Source organism: Vibrio proteolyticus NBRC 13287 (assembly GCF_000467125.1).
Taxonomy (GTDB): domain Bacteria; phylum Pseudomonadota; class Gammaproteobacteria; order Enterobacterales; family Vibrionaceae; genus Vibrio; species Vibrio proteolyticus.
In genome coordinates this window covers 102,150-121,658 of record NZ_BATJ01000002.1, presented here as the reverse complement: position 1 = coordinate 121,658, position 19,509 = coordinate 102,150, and the positions used below count along the sequence as shown (strand labels likewise).

General features: G+C 51.1%; 18 protein-coding genes. 9 read left to right on the top strand and 9 right to left on the bottom strand.

The window, feature by feature from the left end; all coding sequences use genetic code 11:
- Positions 1 to 14: 14 nt before the first annotated feature.
- On the bottom strand, positions 15 to 773 hold the full coding sequence (locus tag VPR01S_RS03160; RefSeq protein WP_021703853.1) for a Nif3-like dinuclear metal center hexameric protein: 759 nt from the start codon (positions 771 to 773) through the stop codon (positions 15 to 17).
- Positions 774 to 857: 84 nt separating this feature from the next.
- Here VPR01S_RS03160 and VPR01S_RS03155 point away from each other — a divergent pair, with 84 nt between their 5' ends.
- Positions 858 to 1,616, top strand: a complete 759-nt coding sequence (locus tag VPR01S_RS03155) for a DUF1853 family protein (protein WP_021703852.1) — start codon at positions 858 to 860, stop codon at positions 1,614 to 1,616.
- A gap of 50 nt (positions 1,617 to 1,666) precedes the next feature.
- On the opposite strand, the gene pgm is transcribed toward VPR01S_RS03155, so the two are convergent.
- Together pgm and seqA are read right to left on the bottom strand one after the other, a co-directional pair.
- Positions 1,667 to 3,313 carry a phosphoglucomutase (alpha-D-glucose-1,6-bisphosphate-dependent) gene (gene pgm, locus VPR01S_RS03150; RefSeq protein WP_021703851.1) on the bottom strand — a complete coding sequence of 549 codons (1,647 nt, stop codon included), beginning with the start codon at positions 3,311 to 3,313 and terminating at the stop codon, positions 1,667 to 1,669.
- 89 nt (positions 3,314 to 3,402) lie between these two features.
- Complete coding sequence (gene seqA / locus VPR01S_RS03145; RefSeq protein WP_021703850.1) at positions 3,403 to 3,939, bottom strand: replication initiation negative regulator SeqA; 537 nt, start codon at positions 3,937 to 3,939, stop codon at positions 3,403 to 3,405.
- A gap of 92 nt (positions 3,940 to 4,031) precedes the next feature.
- On the opposite strand from seqA, the gene VPR01S_RS03140 reads away from it, so the two are divergent.
- The 5 genes from VPR01S_RS03140 (at position 4,032) to VPR01S_RS03120 (ending at position 7,213) form a co-directional block, all read left to right on the top strand.
- The gene (locus VPR01S_RS03140; protein WP_021703849.1) at positions 4,032 to 4,793 is read left to right on the top strand and encodes an alpha/beta fold hydrolase; all 762 of its coding nucleotides are present in this window, start codon (positions 4,032 to 4,034) and stop codon (positions 4,791 to 4,793) included.
- A 95-nt stretch (positions 4,794 to 4,888) separates the two neighbouring features.
- A complete protein-coding gene (locus VPR01S_RS03135) occupies positions 4,889 to 5,110 on the top strand; it encodes a DUF2788 domain-containing protein (RefSeq protein WP_021703848.1) in 222 nt (73 codons plus the stop codon).
- Positions 5,111 to 5,159: 49 nt separating this feature from the next.
- On the top strand, positions 5,160 to 5,693 hold the full coding sequence (gene fldA / locus VPR01S_RS03130) for a flavodoxin FldA (protein ID WP_021703847.1): 534 nt from the start codon (positions 5,160 to 5,162) through the stop codon (positions 5,691 to 5,693).
- A gap of 135 nt (positions 5,694 to 5,828) precedes the next feature.
- Positions 5,829 to 6,332, top strand: a complete 504-nt coding sequence (locus tag VPR01S_RS03125; protein ID WP_021703846.1) for a VC2046/SO_2500 family protein — start codon at positions 5,829 to 5,831, stop codon at positions 6,330 to 6,332.
- A gap of 206 nt (positions 6,333 to 6,538) precedes the next feature.
- The gene (locus VPR01S_RS03120; RefSeq protein ID WP_021703845.1) at positions 6,539 to 7,213 is read left to right on the top strand and encodes an SDR family oxidoreductase; all 675 of its coding nucleotides are present in this window, start codon (positions 6,539 to 6,541) and stop codon (positions 7,211 to 7,213) included.
- A 27-nt stretch (positions 7,214 to 7,240) separates the two neighbouring features.
- Here VPR01S_RS03120 and VPR01S_RS03115 read toward each other — a convergent pair whose 3' ends face one another.
- Positions 7,241 to 7,690, bottom strand: a complete 450-nt coding sequence (locus tag VPR01S_RS03115; protein ID WP_021703844.1) for a low molecular weight protein-tyrosine-phosphatase — start codon at positions 7,688 to 7,690, stop codon at positions 7,241 to 7,243.
- A gap of 323 nt (positions 7,691 to 8,013) precedes the next feature.
- Here VPR01S_RS03115 and cobO point away from each other — a divergent pair, with 323 nt between their 5' ends.
- Positions 8,014 to 8,619, top strand: a complete 606-nt coding sequence (cobO, locus tag VPR01S_RS03110) for a cob(I)yrinic acid a,c-diamide adenosyltransferase (protein WP_021703843.1) — start codon at positions 8,014 to 8,016, stop codon at positions 8,617 to 8,619.
- A gap of 64 nt (positions 8,620 to 8,683) precedes the next feature.
- Here the strand turns inward: cobO and VPR01S_RS03105 are convergent, their stop codons facing one another.
- The 3 genes from VPR01S_RS03105 to apbC all read right to left on the bottom strand — a co-directional run bounded on the left by VPR01S_RS03105 (position 8,684) and on the right by apbC (position 12,847).
- A complete protein-coding gene (locus VPR01S_RS03105) occupies positions 8,684 to 10,816 on the bottom strand; it encodes an AsmA family protein (protein ID WP_021703842.1) in 2,133 nt (710 codons plus the stop codon).
- Between the two features lie 131 nt (positions 10,817 to 10,947).
- Positions 10,948 to 11,589: a uridine kinase gene (udk, locus tag VPR01S_RS03100; protein ID WP_040902226.1), complete on the bottom strand. Its 642-nt coding sequence runs from the start codon at positions 11,587 to 11,589 to the stop codon at positions 10,948 to 10,950.
- Positions 11,590 to 11,770: 181 nt separating this feature from the next.
- Entirely contained in the window at positions 11,771 to 12,847 is a 1,077-nt protein-coding gene (gene apbC / locus VPR01S_RS03095) for an iron-sulfur cluster carrier protein ApbC (RefSeq protein WP_021703840.1), read from the bottom strand.
- A gap of 160 nt (positions 12,848 to 13,007) precedes the next feature.
- Between apbC and metG the strand changes: the two genes are divergently transcribed.
- Positions 13,008 to 15,068 (top strand): methionine--tRNA ligase, encoded by a 2,061-nt coding sequence (gene metG / locus VPR01S_RS03090; protein ID WP_021703839.1) that lies wholly within the window; start codon positions 13,008 to 13,010, stop codon positions 15,066 to 15,068.
- Between the two features lie 209 nt (positions 15,069 to 15,277).
- On the top strand, positions 15,278 to 16,087 hold the full coding sequence (locus VPR01S_RS03085) for a hypothetical protein (RefSeq protein WP_021703838.1): 810 nt from the start codon (positions 15,278 to 15,280) through the stop codon (positions 16,085 to 16,087).
- Positions 16,088 to 16,140: 53 nt separating this feature from the next.
- On the opposite strand, the gene udp is transcribed toward VPR01S_RS03085, so the two are convergent.
- Positions 16,141 to 16,899, bottom strand: coding sequence for a uridine phosphorylase (udp, locus tag VPR01S_RS03080; protein WP_021703837.1), 759 nt, complete (start codon positions 16,897 to 16,899; stop codon positions 16,141 to 16,143).
- 243 nt (positions 16,900 to 17,142) lie between these two features.
- Positions 17,143 to 19,440, bottom strand: coding sequence for a zinc/cadmium/mercury/lead-transporting ATPase (locus VPR01S_RS03075; protein ID WP_021703836.1), 2,298 nt, complete (start codon positions 19,438 to 19,440; stop codon positions 17,143 to 17,145).
- Between the last annotated feature and the right edge of the window lie 69 nt (positions 19,441 to 19,509).

The following is a 19,509-nucleotide window of genomic DNA, read 5'->3' as shown; positions in this document are numbered from 1 at the left end:
TTTTTAGTCTGGGCTTAAACCGGGTTATCAATATCAATGAAAGTGACTTCGAAACCATGCTCCTGTGCCAGCCATTCTCCGAGCGCTTTGACTCCGTAGCGTTCTGTCGCATGGTGCCCGGCAGCAAAATAATGGATATCCTGTTCACGCGCTGAATAAGTGGTTCGCTCGGACACTTCACCAGAAATAAAGGCGTCCAGACCATGCTGCGCAGCCAGTTCGATATAGTCCTGCCCACCCCCAGTACACCAACCGACGGTTTGGATCATTTTATGGCTGCCGTCCGGCGTTATGTGCAGCGGCGTGCGGTGCAGCACTTGTTCGATTCGGGCGGCAAATTCTTCGCCGCTTACGGCCTGGTCCAGCGCGCCATACATGGCTACCGATTGTGGGTGCCCCTCCAGCCCACCTTCAACACGGATTCCTAACAGTTCAGCCAGTTTAGCGTTGTTGCCCAGCACAGGGTGGATATCTAAAGGTAAGTGATAACCAAGCAAATTCAGGTCGTGCTTAATCAGCGTCCGGATACGGTTACCCTTCATACCACGAATCGGGGCTGGCTCACCTTTCCAGAAATAGCCGTGGTGCACCAGTAAGGCATCGGCGTTGAGTGCGACCGCTTGATCGATTAAGGCCTGCGACGCCGTTACGCCAGTAACAATTTTCTTCACTTCGGAGCGGCCTTCGACCTGTAAACCATTCGGAGCATAATCTTTGATCAACTGCGGGGACAGTTTTTCGTTCAGCAACGCTTCAAGTTGGAGGATATTCATTCTACATTCCATTGGCTTGGATTTGATTGGACAGGTTATAGCAATTTCGCGTTAAAATGTCGAAAACAACGGACTGATTGACCTATGACTCAGCTAAGCCAAATCGCCCGATGGGTGGCCACGACCCCAACTTTGTTTTCGGCCCACACGCCGCTGGAAACCCAGCCTCCCTTCACCGTCGATCTCAGTGCTCTTGATGACGTGTATCAGGGGAACCCTCGCCTGGGATTTTTGTATCAGCATGTGTGCCATCAACTGTTTCAGCGTCATCCGGATTTCCAGGTCGAGGCGGAAGAAATTCAGTTACAACACAAGGGACAAACTCTTGGTGCCATTGATTTTATCGTGCGCCACCTACCCAGTAACGCACTCCAGCATTGGGAAGTGGCCATCAAGTTTTATTTATTAAAAGACGGGCTCTGGTTTGGCCCCAATGCCCACGATCAACTGGATAAGAAACTGACCAGAATGCTCAGTCATCAGCTTCAAATGAGCCAGACCGACGCGTTCACCGAACGCTATCCACACTGGCCAACGATGACTCAACACCTGCTGATGCAAGGTCGTCTGTATATCAACCCGTTCGACCCACAGCCGATCCCGCCAACGTGTTTGGGCTATGCGCTCAATCCGGAGCGCATTAAGGGGCTCTGGTGCTATCAGAGCCAGAGGCCCCAAATAACGCAGACTCTGTACCAACTGGATAAACCACAGTGGATCAGCGGCCGGGACGCAAGCTCACCGGTCGTCACCGGTGTCACAGAGCGCTTTATCCACTGTCAGGATGACACCGGACGATTTTGGTTCATCGTGCCGGACCAATGGCCGAACAACAGCCAATAATGATCAAAAAAGCGGCCGGTTGGCCGCTTTTGCATGAAAGTAACAGAGATTTACAGACCTGCGTTGGTAAAAACCTGATTCACGATATCCTGCGCTTCGGTTTCAATCTGCTTCAGGTGCTCAGCGCCTTTGAAGCTCTCGCAGTAAATCTTGTAAATCTCTTCCGTACCGGACGGGCGCGCAGCAAACCAGCCGTTGTCAGTGGTGACTTTCAGCCCCCCAATCGCCGCACCATTGCCTGGCGCATGCGTCAGACGTGCGGTGATAGGATCGCCCGCCAACGTTTCAGCCGACACCATTTCAGGAGAGAGCTTTTTCAGCACCTCTTTTTGGGCGCCGTTGGCCACCGCTTGAATACGGTTATACTGAGACTCACCGTGCTTGGCCGCCAGCTCTTCGTAGTATTGCTGCGGATTTTTGCCTGTCACCGCGGTAATTTCCGCCGCCAGCAAACAAAGAATAATGCCATCTTTATCGGTGGACCACGGCGTGCCATCTTTGCGCAAAAATGAAGCTCCTGCGCTCTCTTCACCACCAAAACCAAACTGCCCCTGGTACAGCCCATCCACAAACCATTTAAAGCCAACCGGGACTTCACACAGATTGCGGCCCAAATCCGCGACCACGCGGTCGATCAAGGCGCTGGACACCAGAGTTTTACCCACCGCAACGTTCTGCCCCCAACCATCGCGATGACGATAAAGGTAGTCGATACACACTGCCAGGTAATGGTTTGGGTTCATCAGACCTTTCGGTGTCACGATGCCGTGGCGGTCATAATCCGGGTCATTCCCAAATGCCAAATCGTAATCATCTTTAAGCGCCAGCAAGCCCGCCATCGCGTATGGCGATGAGCAGTCCATCCGGATCACACCGTCTTTGTCCAGAGACATAAACTGGAACGACGGATCAATGGCCTCGCTGACCAGCGTCAGATCCAGATTGTACGTCGTGGCGATCTGGCGCCAGTAATCAATCCCGCTGCCGCCCAGTGGATCCACACCGATCTTCAGGCCTGCCTGCTGAATCGCCTGCATATCAATCACATTGACCAAATCATCAATGTACGGTTTCACCAGATCCCGCTCTTTAACCAGTCCTGATGCCACCACCTGCTCTGGAGTGAGACGCTGAACGCCGTGCATGTCGGCCGCTATCAGGGCATTCGCACGGTTCTCAATGGCCTTCGTTAGTGCGTCTTCCGCCGGGCCACCGTGCGTCGGGTTGTATTTGATGCCGCCATCCTGAGGGGGGTTATGAGAAGGCGTAATGACGATGCCGTCCGCTTTATAATGGTGCTGACGGTTGTAGCTCAAAATAGCATGAGAGATACCCGGTGTTGGGGTATAACCACGCTTCTCCTGCACCACCACTTCAATTCCATTCGCCACCAGCACTTCCACAACACTGTGAAACGCTGGCTCAGACAAAGCGTGAGTATCTTTACCGACAAACAACGGCCCCGCCGTGCCTTGCTCAGCACGCACATCTGCCACCGCCTGAGCTATCGCCAGAATGTGATTCTGGTTGAAGGTCGTCTTATCCGCGGTCCCACGATGACCAGAAGTACCAAACTGTACTTTGTGGTCCGGATTACTTGGGTCAGGCTGAAGAAGAAAATAGTTGGCTACCAGGGCTGGAATGTTGTGAAGGTCTTGCTGCTGCGCTTTTTGTCCCGCGCGTGGGTGCATCGCCATTATGACATCCTTTCTTTAAAAACGAGAAAATAAAAAACCTCATAATACTGAGTTCAACTTGTGCATTATGAGGTTTCAATCAGACTTTTTTAGATTGAGTTGGTGACTTTTTCAATCAGTTCTGCCTGGAAGTTCATTCTGACCATCAGCTGCTCAACCATCTGGCGTTTGCGGCTGGTATTGTTGTTGGTGATCACCCAGAATGGGGTATTAGGAATGGCTTTTGGCTTGGTGGTGTTGCCGCTCGCCAGCAGAGTCTGCTGGTTATCCGCAAAGTACACACGTTTACGGCCTTTCACCTGAGTGGCTTCAGAGAAACTTTGTGGGTCGATGCGGTGTAATGTTGAAAGCACCAGCATAAAACGGTCAATTGCTTTTTTCAGACCGGCAAACTCGTCGGAAATAAGCAGTGAGCGCATCTCTTTTACTGCATCGATCTGCTGATCTTTACCGGCATCTTTGCTGACTACGATGCCTTTCGGCTGCGCCACAGCAGGTGCTTGTTTGACCGCTTTGCCATCCACGTTAAGCAGGCGGCGCAGAATATCCGAAGCGCTCTCGCCAATATGTTGGGTCTGGCCTGCGATGTAACGGTATAGATCCTCATCAACCTCAATTGTTTTCATTCGCTTTTCACAATCTCTATGTTTAAACTCTGGGGGATTATAGCGAGATCTTTCCCGAGACTCTACGTTAAACCAGTCACGAATAAGATAAAATGTCACAGCTGCTCAACTACAAACTTGAAGGTGAGGGTCACACCGTTGTACTGATCCACGGCCTGTTCGGTAATTTGGATAACCTTGGCCTGCTGGCACGCGACCTGCGCGACGATCATCAGGTCCTGAGCGTGGACCTGCGCAATCATGGCCAGTCGCTCCACTCTGATGAGCATAATTATGCGCTTATGGCTGAGGACGTGGCCGCCCTGTTCGACCATCTTAACCTCGGCGACGTGACCGTCATCGGCCACTCCATGGGCGGTAAAGTCGCCATGAAACTGGCAGAGGTTGCGCCGGATTCCATGGCCAAACTGGTGGTGATGGACATGGCCCCAGTGGCGTATCAAGTACGTCGACACGACAACGTGTTTGCCGGACTGCAACACGTTCTCAATACGCCACCTACCACCCGAGTCCAGGCCTTGGCGATGCTGGCTGAGCACATTGAGATCGATGGCGTGCGGCAGTTTCTATCTAAGTCACTGTATAAACAAGGCAATACTTTAACCTGGCGTTTCAATGTTCCGGCACTGCTGGCCAATTACGATTGTATTTTGGGCTGGGAGCCTATTCCTCTGACATCGATTCCGACGCTGTTTGTCAAAGGAGGAGACTCTGACTATCTCACTACAGAGCATCAAGGCCAGGTGCAAGCGCAGTTCGCAAACGCCAAAGCCCATGTGATCGCCAACACTGGCCACTGGTTGCATGCGGAAAAACCGGCGGAAGTACTGCGCGCAATTCGCAAATTTCTCTGAGTAGCGCTTGTGACGTGAATGCGACATGATCGCATTAACTTTACCGAATAACAGTGGTATAGTTCGCGCAAGCAAAATTGGCAGAAAGGGATTCCATGCTGTACGACTACATGAACATGATCGAGTCAATTGGACTTGATTTGCTTTTTGCGTCTATCTTTTTCCTGATTGGTATGGCAATAAAAGATGTTCTGAAACAGGGCAATGTTCCGGTATTTGGTCGTCGTATTGTATGGCTGGTGCTGTTTTTGGGGTGCGCAGGTTTTATCGCGAAAGGCCTGATACAGCTCTCCTGGGAAGGCACCGGACTGGGTTAATTCTCATCTCTGACCGCCAACCACAGACAAAATTAAAGGTAATGAATCTATGGCAAGTGTAGGTATCTTCTTTGGTAGCGATACAGGTAACACTGAAGCTATTGCGAAGATGATTCAAAAGCAACTGGGTAAGAAACTGGTTCACGTTCAAGACATCGCAAAGAGTAGTAAAGAAGACATTGATAACTTTGATCTGCTGCTACTTGGTATCCCAACATGGTACTACGGTGAAGCACAGTGTGACTGGGACGATTTCTTCCCAGAACTGGAACAGATCGATTTTTCAACCAAGCTGGTTGCTATCTTTGGTTGTGGTGATCAGGAAGATTACGCTGAGTACTTCTGTGACGCGATGGGAACCGTACGCGATATCGTCGAAGCAAAAGGCGGTACGATTCTGGGCCATACATCAACAGACGGTTACGAGTTCGAAGCTTCGAAAGCGTTGGTTGAAGGTGACGACAGCAACTTTGTTGGTCTGTGCATTGACGAAGACCGTCAACCAGAACTGACCGATGAACGAGTGAAAAACTGGGTTGAGCAGATCTACGAAGAGATGTGTCTGGCGGAACTCGAAGACTGAGCCCCACCAAGTTCCGATAGCCCCGCACTCGCGGGGCTTTTTTTTCGCTCGTAGCTCACAACATACTGTTTTTCAATTACTTCGCTAAAGTTTTTCGCGCTCATGCCGTTAATAGTTCATCAGACGGGGAGCACCATGCAAATACACACCTTAGACAAAGCTGGCATCATCAACGAACTTCAGTTCGGTAATGGTATTAACCAAGCCGTTCACGAAGGACGTCGTGCCGATTTTGGTTTGCTGCTGTCGATGTTTTCCAGTGACGTTCGTGACACGACCCCGGTGGAAATGATCAACCAAACGCACACCACCGAACAACTGCTGCGACAACGTTTTGAGCTTCCTGTTCCTCAGCCTCTTAGCGCCGATCAGAGCTCGTACGCGATCTCCGCACACCAGGCTGCTCAATTTCATGACGCTGGTCTACCCAGCGCCAAACTCTGCCACTATCTGACCCCAGATGCGCTCGCTTATCTGCCAGAAGGCACTCACGGTTTACCTGAAGAAGTCTACCACAACTTGTCAGGCCATCAGCGGCGCCAGTTGGCAGAGACAGAGCCGCGTCAGGCCCTACCTGCTGACCTGTACAATCAGCTTGTCCGTGCACAACGTCAGGCTCAAATTCAGTTAACTGCTTGATTCATTAGAAGCGCCTCTAGATAACATCAAGCCCGATTCATGCCCTACACCCAGATATGTGAAATGCTGCAAAGAATTTCACATTAACGGCTTATACGACCCATTAATTTGATGTTATTCACATCCAAGTCACAGCTAATCAACCATGCTATGTGGACAAATTTCTCCTCTTCCGGGACAAATTCACCTTCAGCTTGGGGTTGCCCATGGATATAAAAAGTGCCGTTATATTAGTCACTTCTGCTGGTTCTACGCTAGGGGCAACTCTGGCGACACACTTTGCTTCGCTTGGCGCCAGAGTGATTTTGTGCGACAAAGATATCCACCGCCTGCACCAAACCAGAGACGGTTGCCAGCGGGTGTCTCCTGACGTTCATGCCTTCCAGTTGCACGATCATACCCAAGCTTCGCTGGATGCCCTGTTTGCCTTTGTTGAAGACTGCTACGGCAGTGGGCCAGACGTGTTAGTCAACACACTGACGACCCGGCCAATGCCGCGTTTGGTCAGTGATTTTTCTCCAGACACTTTTACCCAGAGACTGGCTTTAATGGCGTCCACGCTGTTTACCTTCGGTCAAGCCACCGCAGATCACATGCGACGTGCCAACAAACGCGGTGTGATCGTTAATGTCGTCGCGCATGAAGATTACCGGGATTTGTCCGGCTTTGAGAATGCGGCGTCAATGGTCACGGGGTTCACACAAAGCTGGGCCCGAGAGCTGACTCCGTTCAATATTCGGGTGGGCGGTGTTGTCCCAGCGATTACAGCGCAAGAGTGCGATGACGAATTACACTGGGCTGAAATCAACGATGAGCTGATCCGCAATACCGAATACATTGTTGCCAATGATTATTTCAGCGGCCGCATCATGGCCGCCTGATAAGCATGAATGTTGAGATGCAGGCCACTACAACTTCCGCAGCAGGTTATCGCTGGCCTCTTCAATGAGATCGAGCACCAGTTCGAACCCGTTTGCCCCATCATAGTAAGGGTCCGGGATTTCATCGTAATCAGAATCCGCATGGCTCAAAAACAGCGACAGTTTGTGTTGGTGCTCTGACGGACACCGGTCGGTCAAGTCAGCCAGATTGTCAGCGTCAGCCGCAAGAATGTAATCGAAGTGTTCAAAATCCCAACAGTTAACTTGGCGTGCCTGGATGTCATCAAAAGAATACCCTCTCTGCTCACCGGCCGCCCGAGCTCGGGCATCCGGCCCGCTGCCAGTATGAAAGTCTATGGTGCCCGCTGAATCGACCTCAATATCCACTCCGAGTTGCCGCGCCTTCGCACGCAGTACTGCTTCACCTGTCGGAGAGCGACAGATATTCCCCATACATACCACCAGAATTTTCTTCAAAGCTGCCTCCTGCAAATCATCCAAATCACGACAATCACTTTCCTCCCACCGGGTAATGTATTGCCTCCACCACCGCGGGTAGCTGACGAGAGTGCTCCCTAAAACCTACTTCAGATTGCGTCGGACAGCCAGTGCAATCATGTGACCTCGCTATCTATCTGAGCGATCCGTTGTAACCAGACGTCGAATTTGCCACTTTGCCCCCAAATACATACGATGTTTCCATTATCGAGTTTGCGGATATCCCTGAATAATCACGGTATTTAGTGTGGCGTTTTTTCGTTATGATGGCTGGAAATCAGTTTCGTTTAGGGAGAAAAAAGATGTCTGCAGAGGACAGCAAAGAAGCACGCCATAAAGCACGGCAGCAGAAAGTCAAAGAACAAGTGGACGCACGGGTTGCAGCGGCGCAAGAAGAGAAAGGCTTACTGCTGATCATTACCGGCAACGGCAAAGGCAAGTCAACCTCCGGCTTCGGCACTATCGTCCGGGCAATCGGCCATGGTAAATCTTGTGCTGTCGCCCAATTCATTAAAGGCACTTGGGAGAACGGGGAACGCAACCTATTGGAAAAGCTCGGTGTCGAATTTCAGGTTATGGCGACCGGTTTTACCTGGGAAACTCAGAATAAAGCCGCAGACACCGACGCAGCGCAACAAGTCTGGCAGCAATGTAAACGAATGCTGACCGATGAATCTCTGGATGTTGTACTGTTCGATGAACTGACCTATATGGTCAGCTATGGCTACATTGAGCTGGATGAAGTGGTTGATGCGTTGAACGCCCGCCCGCCAATGCAATCTGTGATCATTACCGGCCGCGGTGCCCACCGTACTCTGATCGACATGGCCGATACGGTATCCGAAGTTCGCAACGTCAAACACGCTTTTGAATCGGGTGTCAAAGCGCTCAAAGGCGTCGACTGGTAAGCGCGGCTTTCGTTGATAACAAGAAAGGGTTGGCCATTGGCCAACCCTTTTGCGTTTGCTTTGCTTAATTAAACAGGCCTTTTATCGCGTTGTTGATCGCGTCTTTGGTCTTCTCATCTTTAATCTTATCACCTAACTTTTCATCCAGCTTTTCCAGGTTACGGTCGAGTTCCTTTTGGGCTTTCTGTTTGAGCACATCATCAAACACCAACTTGAACTTCGGTTTCTCCCATTTGCCGGACACATTGATTGGAATTGTCAGATCACGCAGCTCATTGATGTCTTTACCGCCCTGGCCTTCCAGTGTACCGACAATCGACGTTCTGACCAGAAAGTCCACCGTTTCATTGATGTAGTTGGCTTTACCTTCTCCACCAATACGCAGCAATGGCGATTGCATCGTCAGGTCTTTGGTTGAAACCACACCTTGGCTCAGGTTTAGCGTCGCGCCCATCGCACTGAAGTCGGTCTTCTGTGCACCTTCTTTGCCATCAATCGACTTCCCTTTAAACTTGGCATAACCGTCACGAATCATCTGCGCAACGTTGATACCGTTCACCGCACCGTCTGCAAACTTGATCACCACAGTGCCTGCCAGGTTCTTTTTGATCCCGCTAGGGGTCAGGCTTCGCCCCTGGACATTCACATCGATGTTCCCGGTGCCTTCCAGCTTGTCGTTGTCCGCAACGTCTTTCAGCAGCGGCTGAACCTGTACACCGTTGATCTGCTTTTTCACTGCGTAGGTCGCCGGCGTTTTACGCGCATCCAGAGTGGCGGTCGCGTTCACCACCCCCCCGTACAGCTGAGAGCGAAAGGATGTCAATTTGGCCACACCGCGATCCACAGTAAAGCTGGCTTTCACATTCTGCATTTTCGCATTGGATGCTTTGAATTTATCAATGGTAATGCCGCCCTGAACGTCGAGGGTTTTCAGCGCAGACAAATCCGGCTCCTGTTCAGGTGCCGATGTAGCTGTGCCAGACTTCGCCCCTGAATTGTTACCACCCGATGTGGCGGGTTTGCTTTCAGTGTTCGTGGACTCAAGACCCAGGAACTCATCTAAATCGATATTCGGGCTGTGCAGGGTAAAGCGCACTTTCGGAATATCGCTCAGCGTCACATCCGCTTTTCCGTCCAGAGCAATCGCGTTCGCGGTCAGCGTTTCCAGGATCACACTGAGGTGGCTCTTGTTGAGGTCAAAATTTACATCCGATGTCATCGCCACTTTCATCGGCGACTGAGGCAAACCTGCGCCTTCCAACTGGCCAGCCAGCATCAGTTTACTCACACTCACCTGAGTGATCGCTTTGTTCACTTTCAGTGCACCAGACCCGTTCAGATCCAGCGCCATATCGCCCGCTTTTCCTTTCACCGCGTAAGTCAGTGCATTGGCTTTATCAAACTCAAACGTTGCCAGCTCTAACTTGGCAGACTCGATCTGATTCGACGCATCACTGAAGTTAGCATCGACTTTGATGTTACGCAGCGCGTATTCTTTGAAGCCTGGAGCCAACTTAAATTCGGCGTTGCCTTTCGCACCAAATGTCTGCTGATTATTTTCACCCTTGGCGGCAAAATTCGCTTTGGTCCAGGTATCGACCGCAAACTCCGACAGGTTCAGTGACACATCGTACAGTTTGGTAAACGTTCCTGCCTGCTTATCCTGAATATCCAATGTCGCATTCGACACGGTGACACCAGCCAGATGGATAGCCCATTGAGCTGCCTCACCGGTTTGATCGTTCGTTTCCGGCGCTGTTTGAGTGTTACTCTCCGCGGCTTTCGACTCTGTTTGTGCGGTTTGCGCTTTGCTCAGAGCGTCGATGTTTTTACGACCATCTTTAAGCGTTTCCAGATTGAATTCAGCCCCATCCAGAGTCACGTTGCCAATTTCCAACTGCTTGCTTAGCAGCGGCATCACTGACACGTCAATTCCCACAGATTCTACTTTGAGCATGTTTGGTTTGGTGAAGCCCGCCGGGTTGCGCAGTTCGGTTTTGCCCAGCTCAAAACCGAGCGATGGGAAGAACTGCCAACTGATATCCCCTTCGATCACCAGCTCCAGGCCAGTATGTTTTTTGGCTTGCTCGACGATCAAAGGTTTAAATTGGTTAGGATTTACCAGCAAGACGAGAGCTGCGAGGCCGATAACAACGATCAGCAAAAGCGCAGCAATGAACAGTACAATTTTCTTCATCAGCTTTTTCCTTGCTTGATTGAGCTTGTTAAGGAAGGAGACATTTTTCAGGTTAGTCGTTATATAAAAAAAGTGGCACCTAAAGTGCCACTTATCTCATAAAAAATAAAGCTCAGAACTGCGATAAACGATTAAGCTTTCAGAAGTTTTGCAATATGAGCCTTCAAGACATCGATCGCAATGCGGTTTTTACCACCACGAGGTACGATAATGTCCGCGTACTGTTTCGACGGCTCGATAAACTGCATGAACATCGGGCGTACAGTCGCTTGGTACTGTTTCAGTACCGAGTCCATGGTCCGGCCACGCTCTTCTACATCACGTTTAACACGGCGCAGCAAACAGATATCCAGCGGTGTGTCCATAAACACGGTTGCGTGCATCAGATCACGCAGACGTGGGTCTGTCAGCAAAAGAATGCCTTCCAGGATGATCACTTTCTTTGGCGTTAATGTGGAGGTATGTTCGGTGCGGGTATGTTCTGTGTAGCTGTACTCTGGCACATCGACCGCTTCGCCGCGGGTCAGCTTTTCAAGGTGGTCACAAAGAAGGTCGTGGTCGAGGGCATTCGGGTGGTCGTAATTGGTTTTGACTCGTTCTTCCATACTCAGATGGCTTTGGTCTTTGTAATAGCTGTCTTCCGTGATAACACCAATTTGATGATCGCCCACTTTGGCACGTAGCTCATTATAAATCGTGCTGGCGATCAAACTTTTTCCAGAAGCAGACGCGCCGGCAATACCTACGATGACGCATTGATTATTATCAGACATTAGTTGCACCCGATGATGATGTGATTAGATAAACCGCCTGATTATAGGGGTTGCGACTAGTGGATACTAGTCGCAAAACCATTTAAATCGCCGCTTTTGGCCAAATTGAATAACAAAGTGCCATACAAACGATTACATTGAATATGTGATCTCGTACGCCCTTTTCATTTTGCCCTAAACCTCACTCCACCAATGTGAAACTGATTGCGTCCGGTTTGGTTTCCCCTTGCCAGAACAGCCGACTGCCTACGCTTTCCGCCAGAGAGAAATAGGGCTGGGCATGCTCGCTTTCCGGCTCTGCGGCCACCGTCGGACAGCCAGAATCCACATCTTCACGCAGCCGAATATGCAATGGGATCTGTGCCAGCATGGCCAGATCATATTCTGCCGCCATCTTCTGCGCGCCACCTACACCAAAGAGATGTTCTTTTTCGCCACAGTGGCTGCAAATGTGGTAACTCATGTTTTCCACCAGCCCGATCACCGGCACATCCACTTTGGCAAACATAGCCGCCCCTTTGCGTGCATCCGCCAAAGCGAGATCTTGAGGCGTCGTCACGATTAACGCCCCCGTAACCGGAATCTGCTGTGATAAAGTCAATTGTATATCACCAGTGCCCGGCGGCATGTCGATCACCAGATAATCCAACTCCGGCCATTCCGTTTCATTCAGCAGCTGCGCCAACGCTTTGGACGCCATGGGGCCACGCCAGATGGCGGCATCATCGCTAGAGACCAGATAACCGATCGAGTGAGTGTAAATACCGTGCGCCTCGACGGGCTGCATCCATTTGTTGTCGCGTACTTTAGGCGCAGCCGTCATCTGACCGAGCATCATCGGCACGGATGGGCCGTAAATATCAGCATCCAGCAGCCCCACCTTGGCCCCGGAGCGCGCCATGGCCAGCGCGAGATTGACGGCCGTGGTTGATTTTCCGACACCGCCTTTGGCGGAGGTCACCGCGATGACGTTTTTGACCCCGTTGACGGCATGTGGCACATGCGTTTTTAGCGCTTTCACCTGCACTTCCACCCGGAAAGCAAACGGAGCGACCTCAGCACTGTCCTGCTGGGATCGAATCCAGTGTTGCAGCTCACTCACCAAATCGTTGGCGGCAAATGGCAACGCGATGACAAACGTACCATCCGGCTCTACTGTGACCAAGCCGGGCACTTCGGCCCAGTTGTCCACAAGCGATGAATGCTGAAATTGGTTCAGCCAGTGACACAAATCTTGTTTGGATGAAAATTGACGCATAGGCCCTCCTTGATGCCCTCAATGCTATCACTCGTTCAGCGCAGACTGAACCCTGAAAAAACTAAGGCATAGAGCGCGTTGATGCCTTGGAGTCAAAGTGTGGATAAGGTAGTATTACTCTCTATTTTTTAATACCTATCGAGAAAAGCGAATATTAAGTATGGCAAACGATCCAAGAAAACTTTTGGTAACTTGTGCCCTTCCGTACGCTAACGGTTCGATCCACCTTGGTCACATGCTTGAGCATATCCAGGCGGACATTTGGGTTCGTTACCAACGCCTGCGTGGCAACATTGTAAACTTCATCTGTGCGGACGACGCTCACGGCACGCCAATCATGCTTAAAGCTCAACAGATGGGTATTACACCTGAGGAGATGATTGCCGCCGTCAGCGAAGAGCACCAGAAAGACTTTGCTGGCTTTGATATCAGCTTTGACAACTACCACAGCACACACTCGGAAGAAAACCGCGAGCTGGCGTCTCACATCTACTTAGAACTCAAGAAAAACGGCTTTATCTCCAGCCGCACTATTTCTCAGTTGTTTGATCCTGAGAAAGAGATGTTCCTGCCAGACCGTTTTGTAAAAGGCACCTGTCCGAAGTGTAAATCGGAAGATCAGTACGGCGACAACTGCGACAATTGTGGTGAAACTTATAGCCCGACCGAGCTGATCAATCCGAAATCGGCCGTGTCTGGTGCGACGCCGGTCATGAAAGATTCTGAACACTTCTTCTTCGATCTGCCTCAGTTTGAAAGCATGCTTAAAGAGTGGACACGTTCTGGCTCTCTACAAGCTGAAACCGCGAACAAGATGCAAGAATGGTTCGAATCAGGCCTGCAACAATGGGACATCTCACGTGATGCGCCATATTTTGGCTTCGAGATCCCAGGTGAAAAAAACAAATTCTTCTACGTGTGGCTAGACGCACCGATCGGCTACATGGGCTCGTTCAAAAATCTGTGTGACAAACGGGATGATCTGAATTTTGACGAGTACTGGAACAAAGACAGCTCAGCGGAGCTTTACCACTTCATCGGTAAAGACATTGTTTACTTCCACAGCCTATTCTGGCCTGCCATGCTGGAAGGCTCTGGCTTCCGCAAACCGAATAACGTATTCGTCCACGGTTACGTCACAGTAAACGGCGCAAAAATGTCTAAGTCTAAGGGTACGTTCGTGAAAGCGAGCACGTACCTTGAACACCTGGACCCAGAGTGCCTGCGTTACTACTACGCGGCAAAACTCAACAGCCGTATCGACGACCTTGACCTGAACCTGGAAGACTTCACCCAACGCGTCAACGCGGACGTTGTTAACAAGATCGTCAACCTGGCTTCACGCAACGCCGGCTTCATTGCTAAACGTTTTGACGGCAAACTGTCCGAGCACTTTGCTGAGCCTGAACTGTACAACGAGTTCGTTGCAGCGGCGGATCGTATTGCAGAGCTGTTTGATACTCGCGAATTTGGCCGAGCTATCCGTGAAATCACCGCACTGGCGGACAAAGCTAATCAGTACGTTGATGAAAAAGCACCTTGGGTGGTTGCTAAAGAAGAAGGCAAAGATCAAGAGCTGCAAGATATTTGCTCGGTTGGTATCAACCTGTTCCGCGTTTTGATGACATACCTGAAACCCGTGATGCCTGCTCTTGCAGCGCGCACGGAAGCATTCCTGAATCAGGAACTGACGTGGGATGGCATTGCTCAACCACTGACAGGTCACGAAATCACTAAGTTCAAAGCCCTGTTTAACCGTATTGACCCTAAGAACATCGAAGCGATGATCGAAGCATCAAAGCAAGACGCGGCAGCAGAAATAGCGGCGAAAGAAAAAGCAGAAGCGGAAAAGAACAAAGCGAGTCAGACTGAGTTAGACAAAGATCCTATCGCTGAAGAGATTGAGTTTGACGCTTTTGCCGCGGTAGATATGCGTATTGCACGTATCATCTCGTGCGAAGAAGTGCCAAAAGCCAACAAACTGCTTAAGTTCCAACTGGATATTGGCGGCGAAACCCGGCAGGTATTCTCTGGCATTAAATCTGCGTACAAACCGGAAGATCTGGAAGGCAAACTGACCGTTATGGTTGCCAACCTGAAACCTCGTAAGATGAAGTTTGGTATGTCAGAAGGCATGATCCTGGCGGCAGGCCCTGGTGGCAGCGAGCTGTGGATCCTGGAGCCACACGAAGGCGCTCAGCCTGGTATGCGTGTGATGTAACCCACTGCCTGCCTTGTAACTCCCAGCGCCTGATGGAAACATCAGGCGCTTTTTTATTGACCAGGTTCACACTTTTAGGTCAGCTTGCACCAAAACAGCGCAACATCTTGGATTAAAACTAGATAACTCATTGTTTTTAAATAACTAATTTCTTGGCATTAAGTCTGCTACCCCTTTTGAGGTAGAAAGGCATTAACAAGGAGTTGGTTATGTTTGTTTTGATTTCGATGCTGATATCCATCGGCATACTGGCAGTTTTACTTTACCTGTCCAAGCAACGACAAAATTCGCTGCAGCGCAAATACGAATTGCTGGTCGACCTGCGACAACTGCTGCATCAGTGCCGTCAGCACCGCAGTGCCACGCATCTGGGCCTGACGTCAGAGCACAATCCGAAATCCGAGCTCAGCCATCTGCAGGACGCATTAATGGAGACCAGCAACCATCTGATCGCCACCGCCCAGTTCGAAAATAAACCCATGTACCGGATTTTACAGCTCAAGCTCAAAGCGTTAGACAAGGAGTGGTCAGACCGCAGTGTTGCCCGTAATCAAATGATCCACGGTAAAACCATTCGGCACTGTTTGTTTCTGATGGATGAAATTGCCATGGCCTGGCTGGCAGAGTCTGGTCGAGACGACCTCAGTGACGAATATCACCTCAACTGGCAGCAAGTAGTCGACTCCATGGAAGTGCTGACTCAGCTGCGCATTTCGATTCAGGATATGCACAGGGAAGATGGCGCCCTGAGAGTCAAATATTACTGCGACAAAATGCGCCGTAAGCTCAACCAACTGGCGCTGATCAGCCCACTGTCGATTGCCTCACCAGGCTGCTCTAAAGCGATGCATATGCTGGGGGAACTGACCGACAATCCGGCGTATGACATCAGTGTCGAACAACTGTACGCCATGACCAGTGATGTTTCGCTGAGCATCGCCAACGTTTATGATCAGATGCTGTCTGAGCTGACGGAAACATTGTACCTGCCGTTACCCAAAGTGGCGATTGCCGCCTGACACAAAAAAGCCGCCCGAACCGGCGGCTTTATCACTCACAATGAAGCTAAAAATTACAGCATCTTACGCGCAGCTTCTACCACAACTTTGATAGAGCGTGCTTCGGTTTCTTTCAGCGTAGAGTGATCCGGGATTTCTTTTTGCGTGCGGTTGATGATCACACCGGCAACACAACCCGCTTTCAGACCCGAGCTGGCACACATGGTCAGTAACGTCGCTGACTCCATTTCGAAGTTCAGTACGCCCATGTCCTGCCACTCTTTCATCGAACCCTGGAAGCGCTTCACAACGCGGCCTGTGAAGGTATCGTAGCGCTCTTGGCCTGGATAAAAAGTATCGCTCGATGCGGTCACACCGGTGTGGACAGTTGCGCCAGCATCAATCGCAGCCGCTTTCATTGCGGTCGCCACATCAAAGTCGGCAACCGCAGGAAATTCCATTGGAGCAAAGTGCAGACTCGCACCATCAAGACGCACAGAACCGGTTGTGACGATCATGTCACCCACATTGACGTGTGGTTGGATAGCGCCCGTCGTACCCACTCTCAGGAAAGTACGCACGCCCAATTGTGCAAGCTCTTCAACCGCAATCGACGTAGAAGGACCGCCGATACCAGTTGAACAAACCACAACCGGTTTACCGTCCAGCTCAGCGCGGTACACCGTGTACTCACGTTGACTTGCCAGAAATTCCGGGTTATCCATCAGCTCTGCGATCTTCTGTACACGTGCCGGATCGCCCGGAATGATCGCCAGTGTGGCACCATTAAGATCCGCTTCAGTAACGCCCAGATGGAAAACTGCTTGAGACATAAGAGACTCCTTATAGTGGCTTGTTCAGCTCGTATTGATTCATTGGGTACTTGCCTACTCTAACCAACAAACGCCCGACAAAGAGTGATTAGACTCACAATGATGCGCGTAAACATAATTAGCATTTCATTAAATGATCGACATGATCACACTTAATCCCAACTCAAAGACAATTGATTGCATAAAAGTGATAGCCGCTACTCAACCAGTGTAGCGACTATTTATGACAGTTCGCGTGGACGTTTACTGACGAGGGTTAAATTTCAGTAAGCGCAGAGCGTTCAGCGTCACCAGAGCGGTGGCCCCACTGTCTGCCAAGACAGCGACCCACAAGCCGGTAATGCCGAGTAAACTGGTCACCAGAAATATCCCTTTCAGCCCCAAAGCCAGAGTGATGTTCTGTCGGATATTGCTGAGAGTTGCGCGGGACAGTTCAATCATACCAGGCAGCTCCACCAGTCGGTTATGGGTGATAGCCGAGTCTGCCGTCTCCAGCGCAACATCCGTACCGCCGCCCATGGCAATCCCGATACTGGCCGCTTTCATTGCAGGCGCATCGTTGATGCCATCCCCCACCATGGCGACCTTCGCCTTTTGCGATAACGCTTCTACGTAGTGCACTTTGTCCTGTGGTAACAAGCCGGCCTGATAATCGATACCAATCTGGCTGCTGATGGCAGCGGCGCTGCGTGGATTGTCTCCGGTCAGCATCACCGAATGGATACCCAAAGCTTTGAGTGCCGTTATCGCCTGCGCCGCATCTTCGCGCAGCGTGTCCTGCCAGGCAATCAGACCCAGCGCTTCAGACTGACCCTTCAGTACCACCACGACCGTTTTTCCCGCACCTTCTAATTGTTCAATGCGAGTCTGCAACGTCGCACTCACAGGCACAGATACTTTGCTCGGCGCAAGAATTTGATAGAGCTCACCTTCAACCCGGCCCTGTACCCCACTGCCTACCAACGCCTGTTTCTCCTCGGCTTCCGGAAGCGTCAGCCCCATCTGCTGCGCTTTGTTGACCACAGAAACCGCCAGTGGATGACTGGAGCCAACTTCAATCGCTCCGGCCACTCGCATCAGCTGCGCGAGAGAGACCTGCTCTACCGGTTCAATGTCGGTGACTTCCGGCTTGCCTTTGGTCAGTGTACCGGTTTTATCAAAAGCAATGGTGTCGATATGACCCAACTGCTCTAGCGCAGCACCGCCTTTAATCAGAGCCCCACGCCGCGCAGCAGCGGCCAGCCCGGAAGTGATGGCGGCTGGCGTTGAGATCACCAGTGCACAAGGGCAAGCAATCAGCAATAAAGCTAATCCGCGGTAAACCCAGGTTTCCCATGGTTGAGCAAACATCAGCGGCGGTACGATGATCACCAGTAGCGACACCAGCATCATTAGCGGTGTGTACCAGCGACTGAACTTATCCAGAAAACGCTCCAAAGGGGCTTTACGAGATTCCGCCTCTTCAATCAGATGCAAAATCCGGTCAATGGCATTTTCGCCCTGACGTGAGGTCACGTGAAAGCGCACCACTTTGTCCACCACCACTGCGCCCGCCATCACGGCGTCACCCAGGAAACGTTCAACCGGAATCGACTCACCCGTCAGCGCACTCTCATCAAAACTGGCTGAGGATTCCTGCAACTGACCATCTGCTGGCATTCGCGCTCCGGGCGCGACTTCAATGATGTCTCCTGGTTTAAGTTCGGCCGCCAACACCTGTACCCGGCGGCCATCATCGATTCTGGTCGCATTCTCTGGCACCAGCGCCATCAATGCCTGCACGCCGCTGCGCGCACGCGAGGCGGCAAATGCTTCCAATCGCTCACCAATCAAAAACAGCAACAACACCATCGCCGCTTCAACGGTTTCGCCCAGATACAACGCCCCAATTGCAGCCACACTCATCAGTGTCTCAATCGCAAACGGCGTACCGGATTTGGCCAAAGCGAGTGCTTTTTTCATGATCGGCGCCAAACCAATCAGGCAGGTCAGGATAAACAGCCACTCACTGACTTGAGGGACCACCGGTTTTAGCAGTGCACCGACGGCCATCGCGGTAGCGATCGCAATGATCTGACCGTTCTGGCGAACCACATGTCGCCAGCCTGTATTGTCTGCTGATGTTGCCGTAGAGGCGTTGGAAACGAGAGTAAACCCCGTATCGACAACAGCGGCTTCGACCGCCTGAGCCAGGCGTTGGTCGTCAAACTTAACGACCAGCTTTTCGGTGGCAAACAGCACTTTCGCCTGAATAATGCCATCGAGTCGACTGACGGCCGTTTCAATTTTACGTGCGCAGGATGGGCAATCCATACCTGCGACCTGCCAGCTTTGTGTGTATTTGGCTACCCTAGCGGCGTCGCTGTCTTCGTCACCGGGATCGCTTCCCGATGCACAACTGTGACTGCTGCAGCATTCGGCGCCGGAATCTGATGCCTCTGCCATGTGGACAGATGAAATTTTAGGGCTAGAGCATGAACCAGCCTGAGAATGGTTAATTGCGATTTTATTTGAACGACATGCATCGTGTTTGCTGCACATAATCGAACTCCTGTTTCCAACTAAAAAAGAGAACTTTTCTCATTACAGTCACAGCATAAACCTTGGACT